The 20,506-nt window shown below is 55.9% G+C and carries 19 protein-coding genes; 2 read left to right on the top strand and 17 right to left on the bottom strand.

The window, feature by feature from the left end; all coding sequences use genetic code 11:
* Positions 1-38: 38 nt before the first annotated feature.
* Entirely contained in the window at positions 39-572 is a 534-nt protein-coding gene (gene secM / locus N6G83_RS48315) for a secA translation cis-regulator SecM (protein WP_024483520.1), read from the bottom strand.
* Positions 573-598: 26 nt separating this feature from the next.
* Here secM and N6G83_RS48310 point away from each other — a divergent pair, with 26 nt between their 5' ends.
* A complete protein-coding gene (locus tag N6G83_RS48310; RefSeq protein WP_211135846.1) occupies positions 599-1,126 on the top strand; it encodes a DUF721 domain-containing protein in 528 nt (175 codons plus the stop codon).
* Between the two features lie 16 nt (positions 1,127-1,142).
* Here N6G83_RS48310 and lpxC read toward each other — a convergent pair whose 3' ends face one another.
* The 16 genes from lpxC to mraZ form a co-directional block, all read right to left on the bottom strand.
* Complete coding sequence (lpxC, locus tag N6G83_RS48305; RefSeq protein WP_021179330.1) at positions 1,143-2,060, bottom strand: UDP-3-O-acyl-N-acetylglucosamine deacetylase; 918 nt, start codon at positions 2,058-2,060, stop codon at positions 1,143-1,145.
* A 103-nt stretch (positions 2,061-2,163) separates the two neighbouring features.
* On the bottom strand, positions 2,164-3,318 hold the full coding sequence (gene ftsZ, locus N6G83_RS48300) for a cell division protein FtsZ (protein WP_024483522.1): 1,155 nt from the start codon (positions 3,316-3,318) through the stop codon (positions 2,164-2,166).
* Positions 3,319-3,392: 74 nt separating this feature from the next.
* The gene (gene ftsA / locus N6G83_RS48295) at positions 3,393-4,649 is read right to left on the bottom strand and encodes a cell division protein FtsA (protein WP_024527166.1); all 1,257 of its coding nucleotides are present in this window, start codon (positions 4,647-4,649) and stop codon (positions 3,393-3,395) included.
* Positions 4,646-5,500 carry a cell division protein FtsQ gene (ftsQ, locus tag N6G83_RS48290; protein ID WP_024527167.1) on the bottom strand — a complete coding sequence of 285 codons (855 nt, stop codon included), beginning with the start codon at positions 5,498-5,500 and terminating at the stop codon, positions 4,646-4,648. Before ftsQ ends, ftsA begins: the two co-directional genes overlap by 4 nt.
* 1 nt (position 5,501) lies before the next feature.
* Positions 5,502-6,422, bottom strand: coding sequence for a D-alanine--D-alanine ligase (locus N6G83_RS48285; protein ID WP_024483524.1), 921 nt, complete (start codon positions 6,420-6,422; stop codon positions 5,502-5,504).
* Positions 6,415-7,890 (bottom strand): UDP-N-acetylmuramate--L-alanine ligase, encoded by a 1,476-nt coding sequence (gene murC, locus N6G83_RS48280; protein WP_024527168.1) that lies wholly within the window; start codon positions 7,888-7,890, stop codon positions 6,415-6,417. Before murC ends, N6G83_RS48285 begins: the two co-directional genes overlap by 8 nt.
* Before the next feature lie 54 nt (positions 7,891-7,944).
* A complete protein-coding gene (murG, locus tag N6G83_RS48275) occupies positions 7,945-9,009 on the bottom strand; it encodes an undecaprenyldiphospho-muramoylpentapeptide beta-N-acetylglucosaminyltransferase (RefSeq protein ID WP_024527169.1) in 1,065 nt (354 codons plus the stop codon).
* A 3-nt stretch (positions 9,010-9,012) separates the two neighbouring features.
* A complete protein-coding gene (gene ftsW / locus N6G83_RS48270) occupies positions 9,013-10,215 on the bottom strand; it encodes a cell division protein FtsW (RefSeq protein WP_024527170.1) in 1,203 nt (400 codons plus the stop codon).
* Positions 10,212-11,531 carry a UDP-N-acetylmuramoyl-L-alanine--D-glutamate ligase gene (gene murD, locus N6G83_RS48265; RefSeq protein ID WP_024527171.1) on the bottom strand — a complete coding sequence of 440 codons (1,320 nt, stop codon included), beginning with the start codon at positions 11,529-11,531 and terminating at the stop codon, positions 10,212-10,214. The genes ftsW and murD overlap by 4 nt, the downstream gene beginning before the upstream one ends.
* A 2-nt stretch (positions 11,532-11,533) precedes the next feature.
* Positions 11,534-12,616, bottom strand: a complete 1,083-nt coding sequence (mraY, locus tag N6G83_RS48260; RefSeq protein ID WP_024527172.1) for a phospho-N-acetylmuramoyl-pentapeptide-transferase — start codon at positions 12,614-12,616, stop codon at positions 11,534-11,536.
* Positions 12,610-13,971: a UDP-N-acetylmuramoyl-tripeptide--D-alanyl-D-alanine ligase gene (murF, locus tag N6G83_RS48255; protein WP_211135847.1), complete on the bottom strand. Its 1,362-nt coding sequence runs from the start codon at positions 13,969-13,971 to the stop codon at positions 12,610-12,612. Before murF ends, mraY begins: the two co-directional genes overlap by 7 nt.
* On the bottom strand, positions 13,968-15,455 hold the full coding sequence (gene murE, locus N6G83_RS48250; RefSeq protein WP_211135848.1) for a UDP-N-acetylmuramoyl-L-alanyl-D-glutamate--2,6-diaminopimelate ligase: 1,488 nt from the start codon (positions 15,453-15,455) through the stop codon (positions 13,968-13,970). Before murE ends, murF begins: the two co-directional genes overlap by 4 nt.
* Positions 15,442-17,208, bottom strand: coding sequence for a peptidoglycan glycosyltransferase FtsI (locus N6G83_RS48245; protein WP_024527175.1), 1,767 nt, complete (start codon positions 17,206-17,208; stop codon positions 15,442-15,444). Before N6G83_RS48245 ends, murE begins: the two co-directional genes overlap by 14 nt.
* 42 nt (positions 17,209-17,250) lie before the next feature.
* The gene (ftsL, locus tag N6G83_RS48240; protein ID WP_021179318.1) at positions 17,251-17,571 is read right to left on the bottom strand and encodes a cell division protein FtsL; all 321 of its coding nucleotides are present in this window, start codon (positions 17,569-17,571) and stop codon (positions 17,251-17,253) included.
* Positions 17,568-18,509 (bottom strand): 16S rRNA (cytosine(1402)-N(4))-methyltransferase RsmH, encoded by a 942-nt coding sequence (rsmH, locus tag N6G83_RS48235; RefSeq protein WP_024527176.1) that lies wholly within the window; start codon positions 18,507-18,509, stop codon positions 17,568-17,570. The genes ftsL and rsmH overlap by 4 nt, the downstream gene beginning before the upstream one ends.
* Positions 18,510-18,511: 2 nt before the next feature.
* The gene (mraZ, locus tag N6G83_RS48230) at positions 18,512-18,970 is read right to left on the bottom strand and encodes a division/cell wall cluster transcriptional repressor MraZ (RefSeq protein ID WP_024483534.1); all 459 of its coding nucleotides are present in this window, start codon (positions 18,968-18,970) and stop codon (positions 18,512-18,514) included.
* 895 nt (positions 18,971-19,865) lie between these two features.
* Here mraZ and N6G83_RS48225 point away from each other — a divergent pair.
* Positions 19,866-20,333, top strand: a complete 468-nt coding sequence (locus tag N6G83_RS48225; RefSeq protein WP_024527177.1) for an L-alanine exporter AlaE — start codon at positions 19,866-19,868, stop codon at positions 20,331-20,333.
* Positions 20,334-20,506: the final 173 nt, after the last annotated feature.

Genomic DNA, 20,506 nt, shown 5'->3' with positions numbered 1-20,506 from the left:
TTGTGTTGTTTGTTTTTTTGCTGCCCTGAGGGCAAAGATTAGCCGAGGGCTGCAGGCCCGGCGCGAATACCTTGCACCTGAGCGAGCCATAGCCCGGCCTGATGCTGCGCCAAAGAAGGAACGATAGGGTGATGGGTATCACGAATGATGGTCGGTGGTTTTGGCTCGTGCGTCAGTAGCGCATTGAGCGTGGAGAGCAGGGCAAGCTGAGCCACCTGTAATGGGGGTTCAACCGCAACGGTCTCCGCTTCCTGCACCCGGGCATAGACAGCCTGAGGTGCCAGAGCAAAAGAGAGGTGACGAATGACGGTTCGAAGCGCATGCTGGTGCCAGTAATCAACGTTAAACGTTGGGCGACGATGCACTTCTTGCAGTAACGCCAGGCTGTTAAAGGCGTGACTGACGGAATTTTGCCGGTTAAGACTGGACGAGGTGCTCGGTAATGCGCTTTGATCGACGGTGCCGGACAGATTTTGCGGTACGCCAAGCGTAGCCGCTACCATCCCCAACAGGAGATGAGGCCAGAAATAACGTCTGCCAAATTGTCGCCAACGATTTAGAATACCGATCACGTGTTTATTATCCGCCGGAGCCCATTATGCGCGATAGCCGTCCACAATTATTAGATATCCTGTTTGACGACGCGTCTGCAACAGAGAAAGGACCGCTGCATAACGTTCAGCAACGCGCTACCGCGCTACTGAAACTCAATCGTGCCGTGAAGGGGTTATTGCCCGCTCAGTTGCACCCTTGGTGCCGTGTCGCCAACTTCAGACAGGGTATTTTAGTGCTGGAAACTGCTAACGCCAGTTGGATGATGCGCTTACGCTATGAACAACCCAGCCTGCTATCCGCACTACGAGCGCAAATTCTACCATCTTTGTCATCAATCGACATCAGGATTAATCCTTCGTTGATGGCAAAAGGCAGCAGCCAGGTACAAAACCTCGGCAAAACTTCGGAAAATGGCCAGCAAGCGGAGGTGCCGATGCGTCATTTGAGCTTGGAAAGTGCAGATGCATTACGGGGATTGGCGGCGCAGAGCCCAGAAAAATTACGCAAGATATTAGAACGACTGGCCGCGTTGGCAGGAGAGAGAGCCAACGCAACCGGTCGTGATAAGTAATTAACGTCTTGGCAGCTTAGGCCAGTACGGTTGACGGAGCCTTGAATGCCAACGGCATTTCGGCTTCATCCTGGAATGTCACGAATTCCCAAGCTTCCTGCTTCGCCAGCACGGCTTGCAGCAGTTTGTTGTTCAGCGCATGGCCTGATTTGTACGCGGTGAACGCGCCAATGATGTTATGGCCGCACATGAACAGATCGCCGATGGCATCCAGCATTTTGTGGCGTACGAATTCGTCTTCGAAGCGCAGGCCGTCTTCGTTGAGGACACGATAGTCATCCACCACAATCGCGCAATCGAAGCTGCCGCCCAGGGCCAGGCCACGGGACTGCAGATATTCGATATCACGCATGAAACCGAAGGTACGCGCACGGCTGATTTGGCGTACGAACGAATCGGCTGAGAAATCCAGACGATAACGTTGGGTACTGGCATCAATCGCCGGGTGGTTGAAGTCGATGGTGAAGTCCAGGCGGAACCCGTTATGCGGGGACAGCTCTGCCCACTTGTCGCCATCTTCAACGCGTACGGTGTCTTTCAGACGCAGGAATTTCTTCGCCGAGTTCAGCTCTTCGATGCCGGCATCCAGCAACAGATAGACAAACGGGCTGGCACTACCGTCCATGATCGGGATTTCGGCAGCGTCAACTTCAATAATGATGTTGTCGATACCCAAGCCCGCCAACGCAGCATTAAGATGCTCAACGGTGGAAATACGCACGTCTGACTCATTCACCAGGCAAGTACAGAGCATGGTATCACGCACGGATTTGGCATCAGCCGGGAAATCAACCGGTGGATTCAAGTCAGTGCGACGATAGATGACCCCGGTATTAGCCGACGCTGGGCGCATTGTCAGCGTGACTTTCTTGCCGGTATGTAAACCGACACCAGTCGCCTGAACAATACGTTTTAATGTCCTTTGTTTGATCATCGTTTTATCTCGCAATGTTATCAATCCAACCAGCCCAGCATACAGCAAGGCCGGCGGGACAGTTTAGCACAAAGAGCGGAGATTCCAAATTATCAGCTTATTCCTAGTCTGCCTGCTTACGCAGGAAGGCCGGGATATCAAGATAATCAGGCTCTTTGTTTGGTTGCGCGCTCTGATCGTTCACCACCTTGGCGGCAGGTTTCACTTCCTGCTGCAGCGGTGACATACCATGCTGCTGGTAGCGGTGATCCATCACTGGCTGGCTGGCCTGTTTATTGGTTACCAGAGTGATTTCAGGACGTTTGTCCATACCGATACCGGTCGCAACTACGGTCACGCGCAGTTCGTCGTTCATTTCCGGATCCAGCGAGGTACCGATTACCACGGTCGCATTGTCGGAAGCGAAAGCACGAATGGTGTTACCCACGGTTTCGAACTCATCCAGACGCAGGTCGAAGCCAGCGGTGATGTTGACCAGCACGCCACGGGCGCCGGACAGGTCGATATCTTCCAGCAGTGGGCTGGAGATCGCCATTTCCGCCGCTTCTTCGGCACGGTCTTCGCCACAGGCAACGCCAGAACCCATCATCGCGTAGCCCATTTCGGACATCACGGTGCGCACGTCAGCAAAGTCGACGTTCATCAGGCCTGGACGGGTGATCAGTTCGGCAATACCCTGCACCGCGCCTTTCAGCACGTCGTTGGCCGCGCCGAACGCGTCCAGCAGAGAAATGCCACGGCCCAGAACTTTCAGCAACTTGTCGTTCGGGATGGTGATCAGTGAGTCCACGTGCTTGGACAGCTCGGCGATACCCTGCTCCGCGAATGCCATGCGCTTCTTGCCTTCAAAGTTGAAAGGCTTGGTCACTACGGCCACGGTCAGAATACCCAGATCTTTTGCGACTTCTGCCACCACTGGCGCAGCACCGGTACCGGTACCGCCACCCATGCCGGCCGCGATGAAGACCATGTCTGCACCTTCCAGAGCGGCGCGCAGGGCTTCACGGTCTTCTTCCGCTGAATTACGACCCACTTCCGGGTTCGCGCCTGCACCCAGACCTTTGGTAATACCGCTACCAATCTGGATGGTTTGGCCAACTGCCGTTTTACGCAGCGCCTGAGCGTCTGTATTAACGGCGAAGAATTCAACACCTTCGATGCGCTCGCGCACCATGTGTTCAACGGCGTTGCCACCGCCACCGCCGACGCCGATGACTTTAATCACCGCGTCATTGGTTAGTTCCATTGGTTCAAACATAGTTTCTCTCCGTTTTGTGCCTGTCGCTGCGAGATCATAAAAAGATTACTCAGCATGATCTCTTTGTCTAAACATTAAAACTCTTTTCTCAGCCAGCTATTGATGCGTTTAAACCAATTGCCCACCGAGGCGCGTTTTTCTACTTCTGCCTCACCGCTCAGGTGAGACTCTTTTCCATAGTGCAGTAGCCCGACCGCTGTAGAATAGTAAGGCTCTTGCGCGTAATCCGTCAGCCCCGTGATGTTCAAGGGTTGGCCGATGCGTACCTGGGTATGAAATACCCGTTGCGCACAGGCTGCCAGGCCATCAATCTGGGCGGCACCGCCGGTCAGCACAATACCCGCTGCCAGATGATGCTTCACCCCTTGCTGACGCAGTTGCTCCTGCAATTGCAATATTTCATCGTTAACCAGATTCAACAGTTCGGTATAGCGTGGTTCAATCACTTCAGCCAATGTCTGTCTTTGCAGACTCCGAGGAGGCCTTCCCCCCACGCTTGGTACCTCTACACTTTCATCCTTGCTAACAATCGCCCCTAATGCACAACCGTGTCGAACTTTAATCGCTTCCGCGTCGGTCGGCGGCGTGCCGAAGGCGTAGGCGATATCGCTGGTGACCACGTTCCCGGCGTAAGGGATCACTTTGGTGTGGCGCAGAGCACCGCCGGTATACACCGCCATATCCATGGTGCCTCCGCCGATATCTACCACACAGACGCCGAGCTCGCGCTCATCTTCGGTCAGCACCGCATAACTGGCGGCCAGACCGGCGAAAATCAGTTGGTCCACTTTCAGACCACAACGTTCCACTGCTTTGACAATGTTCTTGGCCATATCGTTATGGCAGGTGATCAGGTGCACCTTGGCCTGCATACGCACGCCGGATAAACCAACCGGGTTTTTGATGCCTTCCTGATAGTCGATGGCGTATTCCTGAGGAATGACGTGCAGGATGCGGTGTTCGTCACGCACACGTACCGACTTGGCGGTATGCACCACGTTTTCCACGTCTTCCTGCGTCACTTCCTCTTCGGAGATCGGCACCATCCCGATCTCGTTCTGACAGCTGATATGCTTACCCGACAAGGCCAGGTAAACCGAAGAAATCTGACAATCCGCCATCAGTTCGGCCTGATCGATAGCGCGCTGTACGCACTTGACTACCGATTCCAGATCGTTAACGCCACCCTTATCCATACCGCGAGACGGGCAACTACCCACCCCGATAATGTTGACCATGCCATCGGGCAAAACTTCCCCCACCAATGCGGAGACTTTTGCGGTACCGATCTCCAGTCCAACTACCAGTTTTCTGTCCGTCGACTTGATCATTGTTGTTTTGCCTGTGCCTGATTCTGTTGCTGATTACTGTTTGGCCGATCGCCTGCGGCTGCCTGCGGGTCGATAAACGCCGGAGCCCAGCCGACTGAGGCACCGGAGTCATAGCGTAAATCGACATAGCTGACGCGCTTGTTTTCCGCCTGCGCCTGCTGCAACAGCACCGGATAAAGCCCGATGAAACGTTGCAAACGACCCATGCGATCGTCACGTCCCAGTTCCAGCCGAACATCGTTATCCAAAGCCAACTGCCACGAATGCCGGGCTGTCATGGACGCCATCTTAAGCTGATACTTGTTGGCTGCCAGCACGCCGTTCATCGCGCGGTAACCTTCCAGAACATCCTGTTCGCTGCCTTCCGGACCATAGAGCAAGGGTAATTTCTGATTGCCCAAACGCTGCGCCGGAATGCTGAACGACTTGCCCTCGGCATCAACCATGTGCAAATCATTCCAATGCGCCACCGGGACATACTCCACCAGGTGGATTTTCAGCTCATCCGGCCACTGTTTACGTACGCTGGCCTGTTTGATCCACGGCAGACGTTCGATCTGCTGCTGGATGATGTCCACATCCTGCGTCATAAAGGTGCCCGGTGCTCCCAAAGCCAAGATCGCCTGGCGAACATCGTCGTTAGTGGTGAAATGGCGCTCACCGGTCAACACCAGCCTTGAGAGCGGCAGACGGCTGGCATCTTGCATCCAACCCACCACTACCCAGCCGCACCACAGGATAGTGCCTAACACCATCAGCAGGAAAATCATCCCTGCCAGCTGGGTGCCATTGCTGCGGCGTGGGCCGTTATCCGCCTCGCGATCGCGTGCATTCAGAGCCGCTTGCGACATCTCAGTCAGCCAACGCCAGAATTCCCGCAACCAGCTGCGAGAAAGTTAATCCAGACTGCCGGGCCGCCATCGGGACCAGACTGTGGCTGGTCATGCCTGGCGAGGTGTTCGCCTCCAGCAGATAGAAGCTGCCATCGCTGTCTTGCATGACATCAACACGCCCCCAGCCACTACAATCCAGGCCCCGGTAAGCCCGCAGAGCCAGCGCAGCCATAGCGGCTTCCTGCTGTGCATCCAGGCCACTCGGGCAAAAATACTGCGTATCGTCGGAAATATATTTGGCCTGGTAATCGTAAAACACGCCAGCGGGCTGAATACGGATGGAAGGCAGCACCTTATCGCCCAGGATCGCCACGGTGTATTCCGGACCGCTGAGCCATTTCTCTACCAGTACATCCTCATCATGACGGAAAGCTTCTTCCAACGCCCCTTCCAGGGCTGCGCGTTCGGTCACTTTGCTCATGCCAACGCTGGAACCTTCACGGCTTGGCTTCACAATCAACGGTAATCCCAGAGCTTCAATGGCAGCCAGTTGGCTTTGCCGATCGTCGCCCAGATACTGGCGGCGGCTCAGCGCCACGTAAGGCGCCACTGGCAACCCCATCGACTGCCACACCATTTTGCTGCGCCATTTATCCATGGTCAGCGCCGAGGCCATCACGCCGCTGCCGGTATAAGGCAACTGCAAAAACTCCAGCAGGCCTTGCAATGTACCATCTTCACCACCACGCCCGTGCAGCGCGATGAACACTTTGGTGAACCCCTGCGCTTTCAACTCGGTGACAGGGAAGTCACGAGTGTCGATGCCATGTGCATCAATGCCCGCTTCTCGCAACCCGGCCAGCACGGCCGCGCCAGATTGCAGTGAAACTTCACGTTCTGCGGAGGTACCACCCAGCAATACGGCGACTTTATCAGCCATGATGATCCTCCTCTTTGATCTGTGGTTGCAGTTTTAGTTCAGCCAGTCGGCGCGCGATTTTACCGACATTACCGGCCCCTTGCACCAGCACCAGGTCATCCCCTTGCAACAGCTGCGCCAACAGTGTTGGCACGGTATCCGCATCGGACACCAGAATCGGATCCAGTTTGCCGCGATTGCGAATAGTGCGGCACAGGCTTCGGCTATCAGCGCCAGGGATTGGAGCTTCACCCGCCGGATAGACATCCAGCATCAGCAATACGTCAACCTGCGACAACACGTTGGCGAAATCGTCATACAGATCGCGAGTACGGGTATAGCGGTGCGGCTGGAAGATCATCACCACCCGCTTGGTTGGCCAACCGGCACGCGCGGCCTTGATGGTGGCATCCACTTCCGTTGGGTGGTGGCCATAATCGTCCACCAACATGGCACTACCCTGTTTTTCGTTCACCGCCGCCAGTGGGAATTCTCCCAGGAAATCGAAGCGACGCCCCGTCCCTTGGAAACCGGCCAGCGCACGCAGAATGGCTTCGTCGGCAATGCCTTCTTCCGTCGCCACGGCAACCGCCGCCGCCGCGTTCAAGGCGTTATGGCGGCCCGGCGCATTCAGGGTCACCGTCATCAACGGCTTATCCTGACGGCTCAGGGTAAAGTGCCCCTGCGGCCCGATCTGGCTGTAGCTCTCGATGCGCACATCCGCATCCTCGCTAAAGCCGTAGGTGGTGATATGGCGACCCACGCGCGGCAACAACTCACGCACGACCGGATCGTCAATGCACATTACCGCACGACCATAAAACGGCAGGTTATGCAGGAAGGTGATAAACGTCTGCTTCAAATTCTCGAAGTCGCCATGGTAGGTGTCCATATGGTCAGCTTCGATGTTGGTGACAATCGCCACCATCGGTTGCAAATGCAGGAACGACGCGTCGCTCTCATCCGCTTCCGCAATCAGGTAACGGCTAGAGCCCAAACGTGCGTGGGTACCCGCCGCCTTCACCAGCCCACCGTTAACAAACGTTGGGTCAAGACCGGCTTCAGCGTAAATGCTGGACACCATCGCCGTGGTAGTGGTTTTGCCGTGCGTACCGGCGATGGCAATGCCATGGCGATAACGCATCAGCTCGGCCAGCATTTCTGCTCGCTGGATCACCGGAATGCGCGCCTCGCGGGCTGCGACGATCTCCGGGTTGTCTGCCGGGATGGCGGTCGACACCACCACCACGCTGGCATCCAGCACGTTTTCCGGGCGGTGATGGAAGTAAATCGTTGCCCCAAGCTCGCTCAACTGCTGGGTGACCGGGTTCGGCGCCAGGTCGGAACCGCTGATCTGATAACCTTCGTTGGCCAACACCTCGGCGATACCACCCATGCCGGCACCACCGATGCCAACAAAGTGGATGTGCCGGACGCGTCGCATCTCAGGCACGAAAGTACGTAGTTTCGCCAATTGTTGTGTATTCATCACTTCTCTATCTATCAGGTTCGATTTAGCTCAACAGGGGTAACCCCTACGGCCTTACAGGGCTGCACGAATAATTTCTGCCGCCACGCGTTCTGTTGCATCCGGGATCGCCACCGCGCGGGCCTTTTCGGCCATCTTCAACAGCGTTGGGCGATCCCAGCTTGCCAGCAGTTCCGCCACGACATCGGCAGTAAACTGCGGTTGTTCAATAATTTTGGCCGCACCGGCCTCTTCCAGAGGACGTGCGTTCCAGTATTGCTGACGATCTTTGTGCTGGAACGGCACAAAAATGGCCGGTAATCCCGCTGCCGCCACCTCGCTGACGGTCAGCGCACCAGAGCGACACACCACCACATCAGCCCAGGCATAAGCCTCTGCCATATCATCAATAAACTCGGTCACCTTGTGCCCGGTCTGCCCTACCCTCTCGTAGTCTTGCAGTACCGTTGGCAATGCACCTTTACCTACCTGATGCCAGAGAACTATTTTATCGCCCAGCAGCGCGGCGACTTCAGGAACTGTCTGATTCAGCACGCGCGCACCTTGGCTACCGCCGATAATCAGCACGCGGATTGGCCCTTCACGCCCGTTCAGTCGCTCGGCAGGCAGCGGTAGCGCCAACACATCGGTACGCACCGGGTTGCCCACAACATCCGCATTCGGGAACGCACCAGGGAACGCCTGTAACACTTTCTTGGCGATCCTTGAGAGCCAGCGGTTGGTCAGGCCCGCAATGCCGTTCTGCTCATGCAACACCACCGGGATACCACACTGCCAGGCAGCTAAGCCACCAGGGCCAGAAACGTAACCGCCCATCCCCAGCACCACGTCCGGCTGATAACTGCGCATAATCGCTTTAGCCTGACGCACCGCCTGCCAGATACGCACCGGTGCGGTCAACTGTGCTTTGAGCCCTTTGCCACGCAACCCGGAGATGCGGATAAAATCAATCTCGATCCCGTGCTTTGGCACCAGATCGGCTTCCATACGGTCTGCGGTGCCGAGCCAGCGAACCTGCCAGCCCTGCGCCATCAGATGATGCGCGACCGCCAGCCCCGGAAACACGTGTCCACCGGTACCGCCTGCCATCACCATTAAACGCTTAGCTTTACCGCTCATCCGCTACCTCTTCACAAACGCCTGCGCTTTGGTCAGGCGCGTTTCATAATCAATTCGCAGCAACAGCACGATCGCCGTCGACATAATTAACAGACTTGAACCACCGTAGCTTATCAGTGGCAAGGTCAAGCCTTTGGTTGGCAACATCCCCGCTGCCGCACCGACGTTCACCAACGCCTGGAAACTGAACCAGACACCGATCGAACACGCCAGAAAGCCAGAAAATCGCTGGTCTATCTCCAACGCCCTGCGGCCGATCGACATGGCGCGAAAAGCGACGAAGAATACCATTAACAGGGCCAAAACCACACCGATATAGCCCAGTTCTTCGCCCAAAATGGAGAAGATAAAGTCGGTATGCGCCTCGGGTAAATACTCGAGTTTCTGTACCGAGTTGCCCAGCCCTTGTCCCCAGAACTCGCCGCGGCCAAACGCCATCAGCGACTGGGTTAGCTGGTAGCCACTGCCAAACGGATCGGCCCACGGGTTCCAGAACGAAGTCACACGGCGCATACGGTAAGGTTCTGCGATGATCAGCAGCACTACGGCAAACACCCCTGAACCGATGATCGCCAGGAACTGCCACATCTTCGCCCCGGCCAGGAACAACATCGCCAGCGTGGTGATGAACAGCACCACCACCGTCCCCAAATCCGGCTGGGCCAGCAGCAGCACCGCCAACACCACCATCACGCCCATTGGCTTACAGAAGCCCCAGAAGTTGCTGCGGACTTCCTCCACCTTGCGCACCAGATAGCTCGCCAGGTAGCAAAACAGCGACAGTTTGGATAACTCAGCGGGCTGAATACGCAACGGGCCCAGTGAAATCCAGCGCGAAGCCCCGTTTACCGAGCTGCCAACCACCAGCACCACCAGCAACAAGACTATCGATAACAGCAGCATCACGTTGCTATAGCGCTGCCAAATGGCCATCGGGATACGCAGCGTCACCAGCGACAGGCCGAACGCCAGGCCAAGGTAAAGCGCATCACGCTTGGCAAACAGGAACGGATCCTCTGCCAGGCGCTGGCCGATAGGCATTGAGGCCGACGTCACCATCACAAAACCAACAATCGCCAGACCGAAGGTCAGCCACAGCAGGGTACGGTCATACAGCACCATGCTGCTCGTATCGCTTTCACGCGATCCCATCACCCAGTCTTTCAGCTTGTTGGTCAGGCCAAACGTCGGCACCCGTAGTCTCATCCGCCCAGTTCCTGTGCCAGACGGGCAAACTCATTGCCACGCACTTCAAAATTACGGAACTGATCCAGGCTGGCGCAGGCCGGTGACAACAGCACCATATCGCCAGATGTCACCTGGCGAGCAATGGCTTGCATCGCCTGCTCCATCGTTTCTGTTTGCGTGGCGACTTCTGGGCGCAGCTGTGCCAGCTGTGCGCCATCGCGGCCAAAACAGTACAAACGCACGTTGTCACCTTGCAGATAGCGCGCCAGCGGCGAGAAGTCCGCAGACTTGCCATCACCGCCCAACAGCAGATGTAGCGTACCCTTAACCTGCAGGCCGTTCAGCGCTGCCTCGGTGCTGCCGACGTTGGTGGCTTTGGAATCATTAATCCAGCGCACGCCGTTGTGTTCCCACACCAGTTGAAAGCGGTGCTCCAGGCCGGTAAAGGTCGTCAGCGCTTTCAGGCTGGACGCACGCGGTAGCTTGACGGCATCGGCCAGGGCCAGGGCCGCCAACGCATTGGTAAAGTTATGGCGACCGGTGAGCTTCATCTCACTGGTATTGAGGACTTTCTCACCATTCACCCGCAGCCAGATTTCACCCTGCTGGCGGTTGAGATGGTAGTCCCCCACGTCGGCACCAAAGCTGACACAGCGCTCATCGGCACCGCGTACCGGCATGGTCAGCGCGTCGTCCGCATTCACTACGCAGACTTCGGCATTTTCATAGACGCGTAACTTGGCGGCACGGTATTGCTGCAGGCCAAATGGATAGCGATCCATATGATCTTCGGTCACATTCAAAATGGTGGCCGCTGCGGCATGCAGGCTGTAAGTGGTTTCCAATTGGAAGCTCGACAGCTCCAGCACGTACAGTTGGCACTCCTGGCGTAGCAGACTCAGCGCTGGCAGGCCGATATTGCCCCCAACGCCCACGGCCCAACCGGCTGCCTTGGCCATTTCGCCCACCAGCGTGGTGACGGTGCTCTTGCCGTTGGAGCCGGTGATCGCCACGATTGGCGCCTGGGCTTCACGGCAGAACAGCTCAACGTCACCGACGATCTCAACCCCGGCATCGGCGGCAGCGCTCAAAGCCGGAGTCGCTAATGCCATGCCAGGGCTAGCCACAATCAAATCCGCAGACAGCAACCATTCCTGATTCAGGGAGCCCAGATGACGTTCAACGCTATCGGGCAGTTGATCCAGGCCCGGTGGCGAAATACGGGTATCCATAACCCGCGGCGTCACGCCACGGGTCGTAAAGAAATCAACGCAGGACAGGCCGGTGAGGCCCAACCCGATGATGACCACTTTTCTACCCTGATAATCCACCATAATCAGCGCACCTTCAGCGTTGCCAGGCCAATCAGCACCAGCATCAGCGAAATAATCCAGAAGCGCACGATCACCCGTGGTTCTGGCCAGCCTTTCAATTCATAGTGATGGTGGATCGGCGCCATGCGGAAAATACGTTGCCCGCGCAGCTTGAACGATCCCACCTGCAGGATCACCGACAACGTTTCAACCACGAACACGCCGCCCATAATCACCAACAAGAACTCTTGGCGCAGCAGCACGGCGATGGTGCCCAACGCGCCGCCCAGTGCCAGTGAACCCACGTCACCCATAAACACCTGAGCCGGATAGGTGTTAAACCACAAGAAGCCTAAACCGGCTCCGACGATCGCGGTACAGACGATGACCAACTCACCGGCATGACGCAGATACGGAATGTGCAGGTAGTTGGCGAAGTTCATGTTACCGGTCGCCCAGGCCACCAGCGCAAAGCCCGCCGCCACGAACACGGTTGGCATGATCGCCAGGCCATCCAGCCCATCGGTCAGGTTGACCGCGTTGCTGGTGCCGACAATCACGAAGTACGCCAACAGCACATACAGCAGGCCCAGCTGCGGCATGATGTCCTTAAAGAACGGCACAACCAGCTCGGTGGCTGGCGTGTCTTTTCCTACGGCATACATGGCAAAGGCCACAATCAGGGCAATCACGGATTGCCAGAAATATTTCCAGCGGGCAATCAGCCCCCGAGTATCTTTGCGCACCACTTTGCGATAATCATCAACAAAGCCGACGATGCCATAACCCACCAGCACGAACAGCACGCACCACACGTAAGGGTTGGACGGATAGGCCCACATCAGCACAGAAATAGTGATGGAGGTCAGGATCATGATGCCGCCCATAGTCGGCGTGCCGCGCTTGCTAAAGTGCGATTCTGGCCCGTCGTTACGCACTACCTGACCAAAGGACATTTCCTGCAGGCGTTTGATCACCTTCGGCCCCATCCACAGGGAAAGGAACAGCGCGGTCAGCAGGCTGACAATGGCCCGGAACGTCAGGTAGGAAAAGACGTTGAAGCCTGAGTAATATTTGACCAAATGCTCGGCCAGCCAAACTAACATGGTGCTTTCTCCTGTAACGCGCGTACTACCTGCTCCATTGCGGCACTACGTGAACCTTTGATTAACACGGTAATTACCGCATGTGCTGAGAGTAGTTCCGCTACGCGCGCGGTCACTGCTGTTTTATCCTGATAATGTTCACCGTTACCGGAGGCGGAGCTCAATACCTGGCTCAGCCCACCCACGCTGATGACTTTATCAATACCGGCCAGACGGGCAGCTTCACCCACCTGACGATGGCACTCTTCGGCCTCTGCGCCCAACTCGGCCATATCGCCAACGACCATCACGCGATAACCCGGCATTTCTGCCAGCACCTGCGCTGCTGCCGTCATGGAGCCGACGTTGGCGTTATAGCTGTCATCAAGCAACAGCTTGTCTTGCGCCAAGGCGATCGGGAACAAACGCCCAGGCACCGCCCGAAGCTGTTGCAAGCCAGCACTCACAGCAGCCAGCGTTGCGCCAACCGACATCGCCAGTGCTGCTGCCGCCAACGCATTGGCCACGTTATGGCGGCCTGGCAATGGCAACTCGATTGCCACCGTGCCGAACGGGCTGTGCAGGGTGAAGTGAGTTACGCTCCCTTCAACCTGGATATCGCTGGCAAAGAAATCTACTGCTTGTGCAGCCTGGGGGGAGAAACGCCAGACTGTCTTGCCCTGTAACTGCGCCTGCCAGTGCGGCCAGTCGTTGCTATCGGCGTTGAGGATCGCCACGCCATCCGCCGGCAAACCGGCAAAAATTTCGCCCTTGGCTTGCGCAACGCCTGCCAGTGAGCCAAAACCTTCCAGATGGGCAGCGGCCAGATTATTCACCAGCGCGCTCTGCGGTTGCGCCAAGGCGGTGGTATAGGCAATCTCACCGATATGGTTGGCACCCAGTTCGATCACCGCAAAATCATGCTGCGGTTCTAAACGCAGCAGCGTTAGCGGCACACCGATCTCGTTATTGTAATTCCCGGCGGTATGCAGCACTTCGCCACATTCACGTAAAATGGCCGCGGTCATCTCTTTCACCGAGGTCTTGCCCGATGAACCGGTCAGCGCCACCACTTTGGCTGACACCTGCTGACGTACCCAGGCCGCAAACTGCCCCAGTGCCAGACTGGTATCTTTCACCACCAGCTGTGGGGCCTCCACCAATAAGCGCTTACTTACCAGCAAAGCGCCTGCGCCAGCGGCGACAGCATCGGCGGCAAAGTCGTGAGCATCGAAACGCTCCCCTTTCAGGGCCACAAACAGGCAACCCGCAGTGACCTGACGAGTATCCCTCGTCACTTCGGTAATGATGCAGTCGGTGCCGATCAGCTCGGCATCCAATACCGCCGCCAGCGTCTGAAGCGAGACCGGGATCATGCCAACACCCCCAGCAAACGTGCGACGGTGGTGCGATCGGAGTAATCCAGACGACGGTTACCTACCAGTTGGTAATCCTCGTGGCCTTTACCCGCCACCAGCACCACATCCTGCTCTTTAGCCTGCATGATGGCGCTGGTCACGGCTTCGGCGCGCCCGTGGATCACCTGCACATGCCCGGCATCCAGCAGCCCGGCCAGAATATCCTTGATGATGGCCTGCGGTTCTTCGGTGCGCGGATTGTCATCCGTTACCACTACCCGGTCGGCAAACTGCTCGGCAATGCCACCCATAAGTGGGCGCTTACCTCTATCACGATCGCCACCACAGCCAAACACGCACCACAGTTGCCCTTGGCAATGCAGGCGAGCGGCTTCCAGCGCTTTTTCCAGAGCATCCGGGGTGTGGGCATAATCCACCACCACCGTCGGCTTGCCTGGCGCATTGAAGACTTCCATCCGACCACAGACCGGCTGTAGCTGATTGGCCGTGTTTACCAACGTCTCAAACGGATAACCGAGTGACAGCAGCGTCGCCAAAGCCATGATCAGGTTACTGACGTTGAATGCTCCCATCAGGCGGCTTTCGATCTCACCGTTGCCCCAGCTTGAGCTGAAGTGGATGGTGGCACCGTTATCGTGATAGTCCACCGCAGTGGTTTTCAGCCAGCGGCCATGGCAGCCAGGCTGCAAATTGTCATGCATGGTGACGGCGACCGCGTCTGGCAATTTGGCCAGCCAACGCTGCCCGACTTCATCGTCGGCATTGATGATCGCCTGCCCAACGTCGTGGCTGGCAAACAGTGACCATTTGGCCGCTTCGTAGCTGGCCATGTCACCGTGGTAATCCAGATGATCGCGGCTCAGGTTGGTGAATACGGCTGCGGCAAAGGGTAAAGCCGCCACGCGGTGTTGCACCAGACCGTGAGAGGAGACCTCCATCGCGGCAAAGGTAGCCCCTTGCTGCGCCAGATCGTTAAGCACGTGCTGCACGTCGACGGCAGATCCGGTGGTATTTTCCGTTGGGCAAACCTGGTCTAACAAACCGTTGCCCACGGTGCCCATTACTGCGGCCGTTTCGCCCAACAGTTGGCTCCACTGGGCTAACAGTTGGGTGGTGGTGGTTTTACCGTTGGTCCCCGTCACGCCAATCAGGCGCAGACGCTCGGCAGGCTGATGATAGAAACGCCCGGCTAACGCCGACAGACGCTGGCCAAGTTGGCTCAGGTAAATCACCGGCACACCGTGCATTTCGCAAATTTTACCGTCTTCAGCTTCGCCTTCCGCTTCAGCGATAACGGCGGCAACCCCTTGGGCGATGGCTTGCGGAATATAGCGGCGTCCATCCGTTTGATGGCCAACTACGGCGACAAACAGATCCCCGGCAGCCGCAATACGGCTGTCTAATATCATTTCCCGCAGCGCGCGCTCGGGTGCCGTTGGCACCCACGGAGCGAGTAAATCGCGCAAATTACGATCGGCCACCTGAACCCTCTTTGTTATTAATCACTAATTCGCTTTTGTCACCGGTAGGCAGGGCATCTGGCTGAATGTTCATGATCCGCAGCACGCCCCCCATGATGGCACCAAACACCGGCGCAGAAATCGCACCACCGTAGTATTTCCCACCCTGTGGATCGTTGATGACCACCACCAGAGCAAAACGAGGCTGGCTTGCTGGCGCCACCCCCGCGGTATAAGCGATATATCGGTTGACGTATTTACCATCCGGGCCGACCTTTTTGGCCGTACCGGTTTTAATGGCGATACGATAACCCTTGATGGCGGCTTTCACCCCACCACCGCCCGGCAAGGCGACGCTTTCCATCATGTGCACTACCGTACGCACGGTAGCCTCAGGGAAGACGCGTTCACCGGCAACCGGAGGGTCAACCCTGGTGATCGACAGTGGACGATAAACGCCCAGGCTGCCAATCGTGGCATAGACTCGCGCTAACTGTAACGGGGTTACCATTAGCCCATAGCCGAAAGAGAAGGTGGCCCTCTCTATGTCAGACCACCGTTGTTTTTTTGGGTATAAGCCACTGCTTTCTCCGACCAACCCCAAATTGGTCGCTTTTCCCAGCCCAAAACGTGAGTAAGTATCTACTAACGCTGAGGACGGCATCGCTAACGCCAGCTTTGAAACACCGACGTTACTCGACTTCTGCAAGATCCCGGTCATGGTCAGTTCCGAATAACGCGCCACGTCTTTGATTTCATGGCCGTTAATACGGTAAGGAATGGTGTTGAGCACGCTATTTTCTTTCACTACGCCGCGCTGCAACGCCGTCATTACCACCATCGGCTTCACGGTAGAACCAGGTTCAAAAATATCGGTGATGGCACGGTTACGCATGGTATCTTTCGGCGTATCGGCCATATTGTTCGGGTTGTACGATGGGCTGTTGGCCATCGCCAGCACTTCTCCGGTGTTCACGTCCACCAGCACTGCGGTACCAGACTCCGCCTTGTTGAAGGCAACTGCGTTATTCAGTTCACGGTAAACCAGCGCCTGCAGGCGTTCATCGATGCTCAGTGCCAGATTGTGCGCCGCCTGACTGTCTACCGAGGAGATGTCCTCGATCACTCGGCCATAGCGGTCTTTACGTACGGTTCTTTCGCCCGGTTGACCGGTGAGCCAACGATCAAAGCTCTTTTCGACCCCTTCGATCCCTTCGCCGTCAATGTTGGTCACGCCGATGATATGAGATGTAACCTGGCCAGACGGGTAGTAGCGGCGCGATTCCTGGCGCAGGTAGATGCCAGGCAATTTCAGCTTGTGGATGTAATCACCAATCGCCGGGTTAACCTGCCGGGCCAGATAGACAAAGCGCCCCTTCGGATTGGCATTAATACGATTGGAGAGCTGATCGAGCGGAATTTGCAACGCGTCGGACAGCGCTTTCCAGCGCGAATCCAGCGTAATACCCCCGCGTTCGTTCAACTCTTTCGGATCGGCCCACACGGCGTTCACCGGTACGCTCACCGCCAGCGGGCGGCCAGAGCGGTCGCTAATCATGCCGCGCGCGGTGGGCACCGCCTGCACACGCAGCGAGCGCATGTCGCCTTCTTTCACCAACCGATCTGGATTGATCACCTGCAAATAAGCCACACGCAGCATCAGCCCAACCAGCGCCAACAGAATACAGCCGCACAGCAACGCAAAACGCCAGCTGACAAAGCTGGCCTGATCTTCCTGGCGTTTCAACTTCTTACCGGGACGTACTGCTTTCATGCGTTAGCTATTTGCTCCGTATCGTGACTTCGGCTAAACCACTCATGGCTTGACAATGATAATTTCCTGCGATGGATCAACGTGTTGCATCTGCAGTTTTTCGGTGGCGATACGCTCTACGCGGCTGTGATCGCCAAGGGCATTCTCTTCCAGGATCAGGTTGCGCCATTCGATATCCAGCGCATCCCTCTCCAGCACCAGCTGTTCGCGCTCGGCGGTCAGCAGGCGGGTACGGTGCGCGGTGGTCACCACAAACACGGCGGAAACCAGCGCGGCAATCATCAAAATCAGCGGGATCTTGGCGTTACGCAGCAGATCGCCACCAATGACGCCAACTAAACCGTGGCGCTCATTACCAATCACGCAGGCATCCTCTCGGCAATACGCAGCACCGAACTGCGCGCTCGTGGGTTTTCCGCCACTTCAACATCACCAGGCTTCATTTTGCCCAAGGCTTTCAGCGTGCGGCCACCCATTTCACGCAACTGCGCTTCGGTTAGCGGAATTCCTGCCGGAACCTGGGCACCACGGCTGTGGTGGCGCATAAAGCTTTTGACGATACGGTCTTCCAACGAATGGAAGCTGATGATCGACAGGCGGCCCTCTGGTGCCAACACGGCTAATGCACCGTCCAGCGCGCGTTCGATCTCTTCCAGCTCGCTGTTGATGTAGATACGGATCGCCTGGAAACTGCGGGTTGCCGGGTGTTTATGCTTATCACGGAACGGGCTGGCATGGGCGATCAGCTCGGCCAGTTCCTTGGTGCGGGTCATCGGTTCTACTTGGTTTCTTTCCACAATGGCGCGGGCGATGCGTTTGGCGAAGCGTTCTTCACCGAAGGTTTTCAGCACCCAGGCAATATCGTCGGCTTCCGCTTTCATCAACCATTCGGCGGCAGATTGGCCGCTTGATGGATCCATACGCATATCCAGCGGGCCGTCACGCATAAAGGAAAATCCGCGTTCTGCGTCATCCAGCTGCGGGGAAGAGACACCTAAGTCGAGCAACACGCCGTCGATCTTGCCTACCAGTTCCCGTTGCTGCACATAGTCAGCCAAATCGGAAAACGGGCCGTGGATGATAGTAAAACGTGGGTCTGCAATAGATTGAGCTGCGGCAATTGCCTGCGGATCGCGATCGATAGCCAACAAGCGCCCTTCCGGCCCCAGTTGGGACAAGATCAGACGAGAATGACCACCGCGACCAAAAGTACCGTCGATGTAGATGCCGTTACTGCGAATATTGAGCCCCTTCACGGCCTCATCCAACAGTACGGTCGTATGTTTATAATTTTCCAGCATGCTTATAGTGACAAGTCCTGTAGCCGCTCAGACAACGGTTCCTGAGTGGATTGTTCCGCGTCAATATCATCCTTGACTTGTTGATACCAGGTCTGTTCATCCCACAGTTCAAACTTGTTGAACTGCCCGACCAGCATCACTTCTTTAGTAAGCCCGGCATGTTGGCGTAGCGTATTGGCTAACAGCAACCGGCCGGCATTATCCATCTGACACTCGCTGGCATGGCCCAACAGCAAGCGCTGGACTCGGCGCTCAGCGGGATTCATGCTCGACAGACGGGACAACTTTTGCTCGATGATTTCCCATTGAGGTAATGGATAAAGCAGCAGGCAGGGCTGATGGAGGTCAATGGTGCAAACCATTTGGCCTTGCGATTCCTCATTCAGTAAATCCCGATAACGGGTCGGTACGGCGAGCCGTCCTTTACTGTCGAGGTTGACCATCGTTGCCCCACGAAACATACCTGAGCTACCCCCTCGTGACCCTTTTCACCACTTTACACCACAAATTCCCACATAAGGGAGTTTACGGAGGGTATGAAAACCTTGTCAAGCCAGAGCAAGAGCGGTTTGGCAATATTTATAGGCATATTCTGGAGGCTGGCTCACGAAAGGAACTCTATTTATTGCATGAATATAAATTAACATCATGATTAAAGAGGAGAATTTTCTAAGCGGAAAGAGTGCGATTAAAATAAACACAAATTGACGATTAAATAACTCATTATGTCCTTCTGCAATCCAGGTCTCACTTTTCAACATCGCTCTCGGCGGGGATACCCCCACCGCATCCCGCGTCGGTCAAGGCTTGGCCACAAGCCGCTTGCCAGCAGGGAAATGCCATAAACCCTTGACTTAATAACACTCAGCAAGTATTTCGCTGCCAACGGCGCGCTATTTTACTTCAATTATTCCGTCAAAGAACAACCCAAAGATAAAATAAATGGCGAAGCACTGGCTTAAGCCGTTAATTATGATTCAAATCAAAATGGTAAGATTATTCTCAAAACACCTATTTACAATTAACCTGGATTTTTTTGCGCATTTAGGAATATGCGCAAATTTAGTGCGCCTATCGCTGAATCAGCCGCAAAACCGTCATCTCGCCGCCACCAGACAATCATAATACATTGTTTATATTAACAATATTTTCATTCACCATTTTAAACTCCTGCTTTACGAGCTTTTCCCCCTGTTGTCAGGATAAAAATCAGCCAAATGTTAAAAATAAAAATTTTAAGCCACTTAAAACATTCCATGCAGTCAAGTACACTACAAAAGTGCTTAAAGGTCAGTTAATAACACCTAATTAACATTAATAAGCAACATGTTAACCGATAAATTCAGGGATCGTGTCATGTCTAGAGCCGTTTCACCATGGCGCAGCGCTGCCGCCGATACTTTTGCGCTAGTGGTGTACTGTTTTATCGTCGGGATGGCGATTGAAATACTGATTTCGGGCATGAGCTTTAGCCAATCACTCTCCTCCAGACTGGTGTCGATCCCCGTCAATATCGTGATCGCCTGGCCCTATGGCCGCTACCGCGATTTCTTCATCGCCACCGCACGCCGCAGCCCACGCGGGCAGTTTTTGCTGCGTAACCTGGCCGATCTGTTGGCTTATGTCAGTTTCCAATCGCCGGTTTACGCCGTCATTCTGTGGAGCGTGGGCGCCGATGGACAACAGATCCTGGCCGCGGTGACCAGTAATGCGGTGATCTCGATGGCGATGGGCGTGGTATACGGCTATTTTCTGGAATATTGCCGCCGGCTGTTTCGCGTGGTCCCCTCCCCCCAACCCTCTCCTACAGGGAGAGGGAGCTGATAGCCCCTGATCTGCTGGAGCTAAAGAGATAATCTCGGCACCAAAGTGAGTCACTATAGTTTCAGACCCACTCCACCAAGGAGAGCGGATACGAAGCTGTGATCAGGAACAGGAGTTAATCAGTCACCGGGTGTACAGAACGAATAGCGTAGTCAAATTGTGACTCGATCGGT

Source organism: Serratia sp. PL7, assembly GCF_945957435.1.
The sequence above is the reverse complement of the archived record's forward strand: the minus strand, read 5'-3'. Positions and strand labels throughout refer to the sequence as shown.

What these genes read in the sequence shown, in the direction of transcription:
- N6G83_RS48310 (WP_211135846.1), top strand. Translation starts at nt 599, where the DNA reads ATGCGCGATAGCCGTCCACAATTATTAGATATCCTGTTTGACGACGCG.
- lpxC (WP_021179330.1), bottom strand. Translation starts at nt 2,060, where the DNA reads ATGATCAAACAAAGGACATTAAAACGTATTGTTCAGGCGACTGGTGTC.
- ftsZ (WP_024483522.1), bottom strand. Translation starts at nt 3,318, where the DNA reads ATGTTTGAACCAATGGAACTAACCAATGACGCGGTGATTAAAGTCATC.
- ftsA (WP_024527166.1), bottom strand. Translation starts at nt 4,649, where the DNA reads ATGATCAAGTCGACGGACAGAAAACTGGTAGTTGGACTGGAGATCGGT.
- ftsQ (WP_024527167.1), bottom strand. Translation starts at nt 5,500, where the DNA reads ATGTCGCAAGCGGCTCTGAATGCACGCGATCGCGAGGCGGATAACGGC.
- N6G83_RS48285 (WP_024483524.1), bottom strand. Translation starts at nt 6,422, where the DNA reads ATGGCTGATAAAGTCGCCGTATTGCTGGGTGGTACCTCCGCAGAACGT.
- murC (WP_024527168.1), bottom strand. Translation starts at nt 7,890, where the DNA reads ATGAATACACAACAATTGGCGAAACTACGTACTTTCGTGCCTGAGATG.
- murG (WP_024527169.1), bottom strand. Translation starts at nt 9,009, where the DNA reads ATGAGCGGTAAAGCTAAGCGTTTAATGGTGATGGCAGGCGGTACCGGT.
- ftsW (WP_024527170.1), bottom strand. Translation starts at nt 10,215, where the DNA reads ATGAGACTACGGGTGCCGACGTTTGGCCTGACCAACAAGCTGAAAGAC.
- murD (WP_024527171.1), bottom strand. Translation starts at nt 11,531, where the DNA reads ATGGTGGATTATCAGGGTAGAAAAGTGGTCATCATCGGGTTGGGCCTC.
- mraY (WP_024527172.1), bottom strand. Translation starts at nt 12,616, where the DNA reads ATGTTAGTTTGGCTGGCCGAGCATTTGGTCAAATATTACTCAGGCTTC.
- murF (WP_211135847.1), bottom strand. Translation starts at nt 13,971, where the DNA reads ATGATCCCGGTCTCGCTTCAGACGCTGGCGGCGGTATTGGATGCCGAG.
- N6G83_RS48245 (WP_024527175.1), bottom strand. Translation starts at nt 17,208, where the DNA reads ATGAAAGCAGTACGTCCCGGTAAGAAGTTGAAACGCCAGGAAGATCAG.
- rsmH (WP_024527176.1), bottom strand. Translation starts at nt 18,509, where the DNA reads ATGCTGGAAAATTATAAACATACGACCGTACTGTTGGATGAGGCCGTG.
- mraZ (WP_024483534.1), bottom strand. Translation starts at nt 18,970, where the DNA reads ATGTTTCGTGGGGCAACGATGGTCAACCTCGACAGTAAAGGACGGCTC.
- N6G83_RS48225 (WP_024527177.1), top strand. Translation starts at nt 19,866, where the DNA reads ATGTCTAGAGCCGTTTCACCATGGCGCAGCGCTGCCGCCGATACTTTT.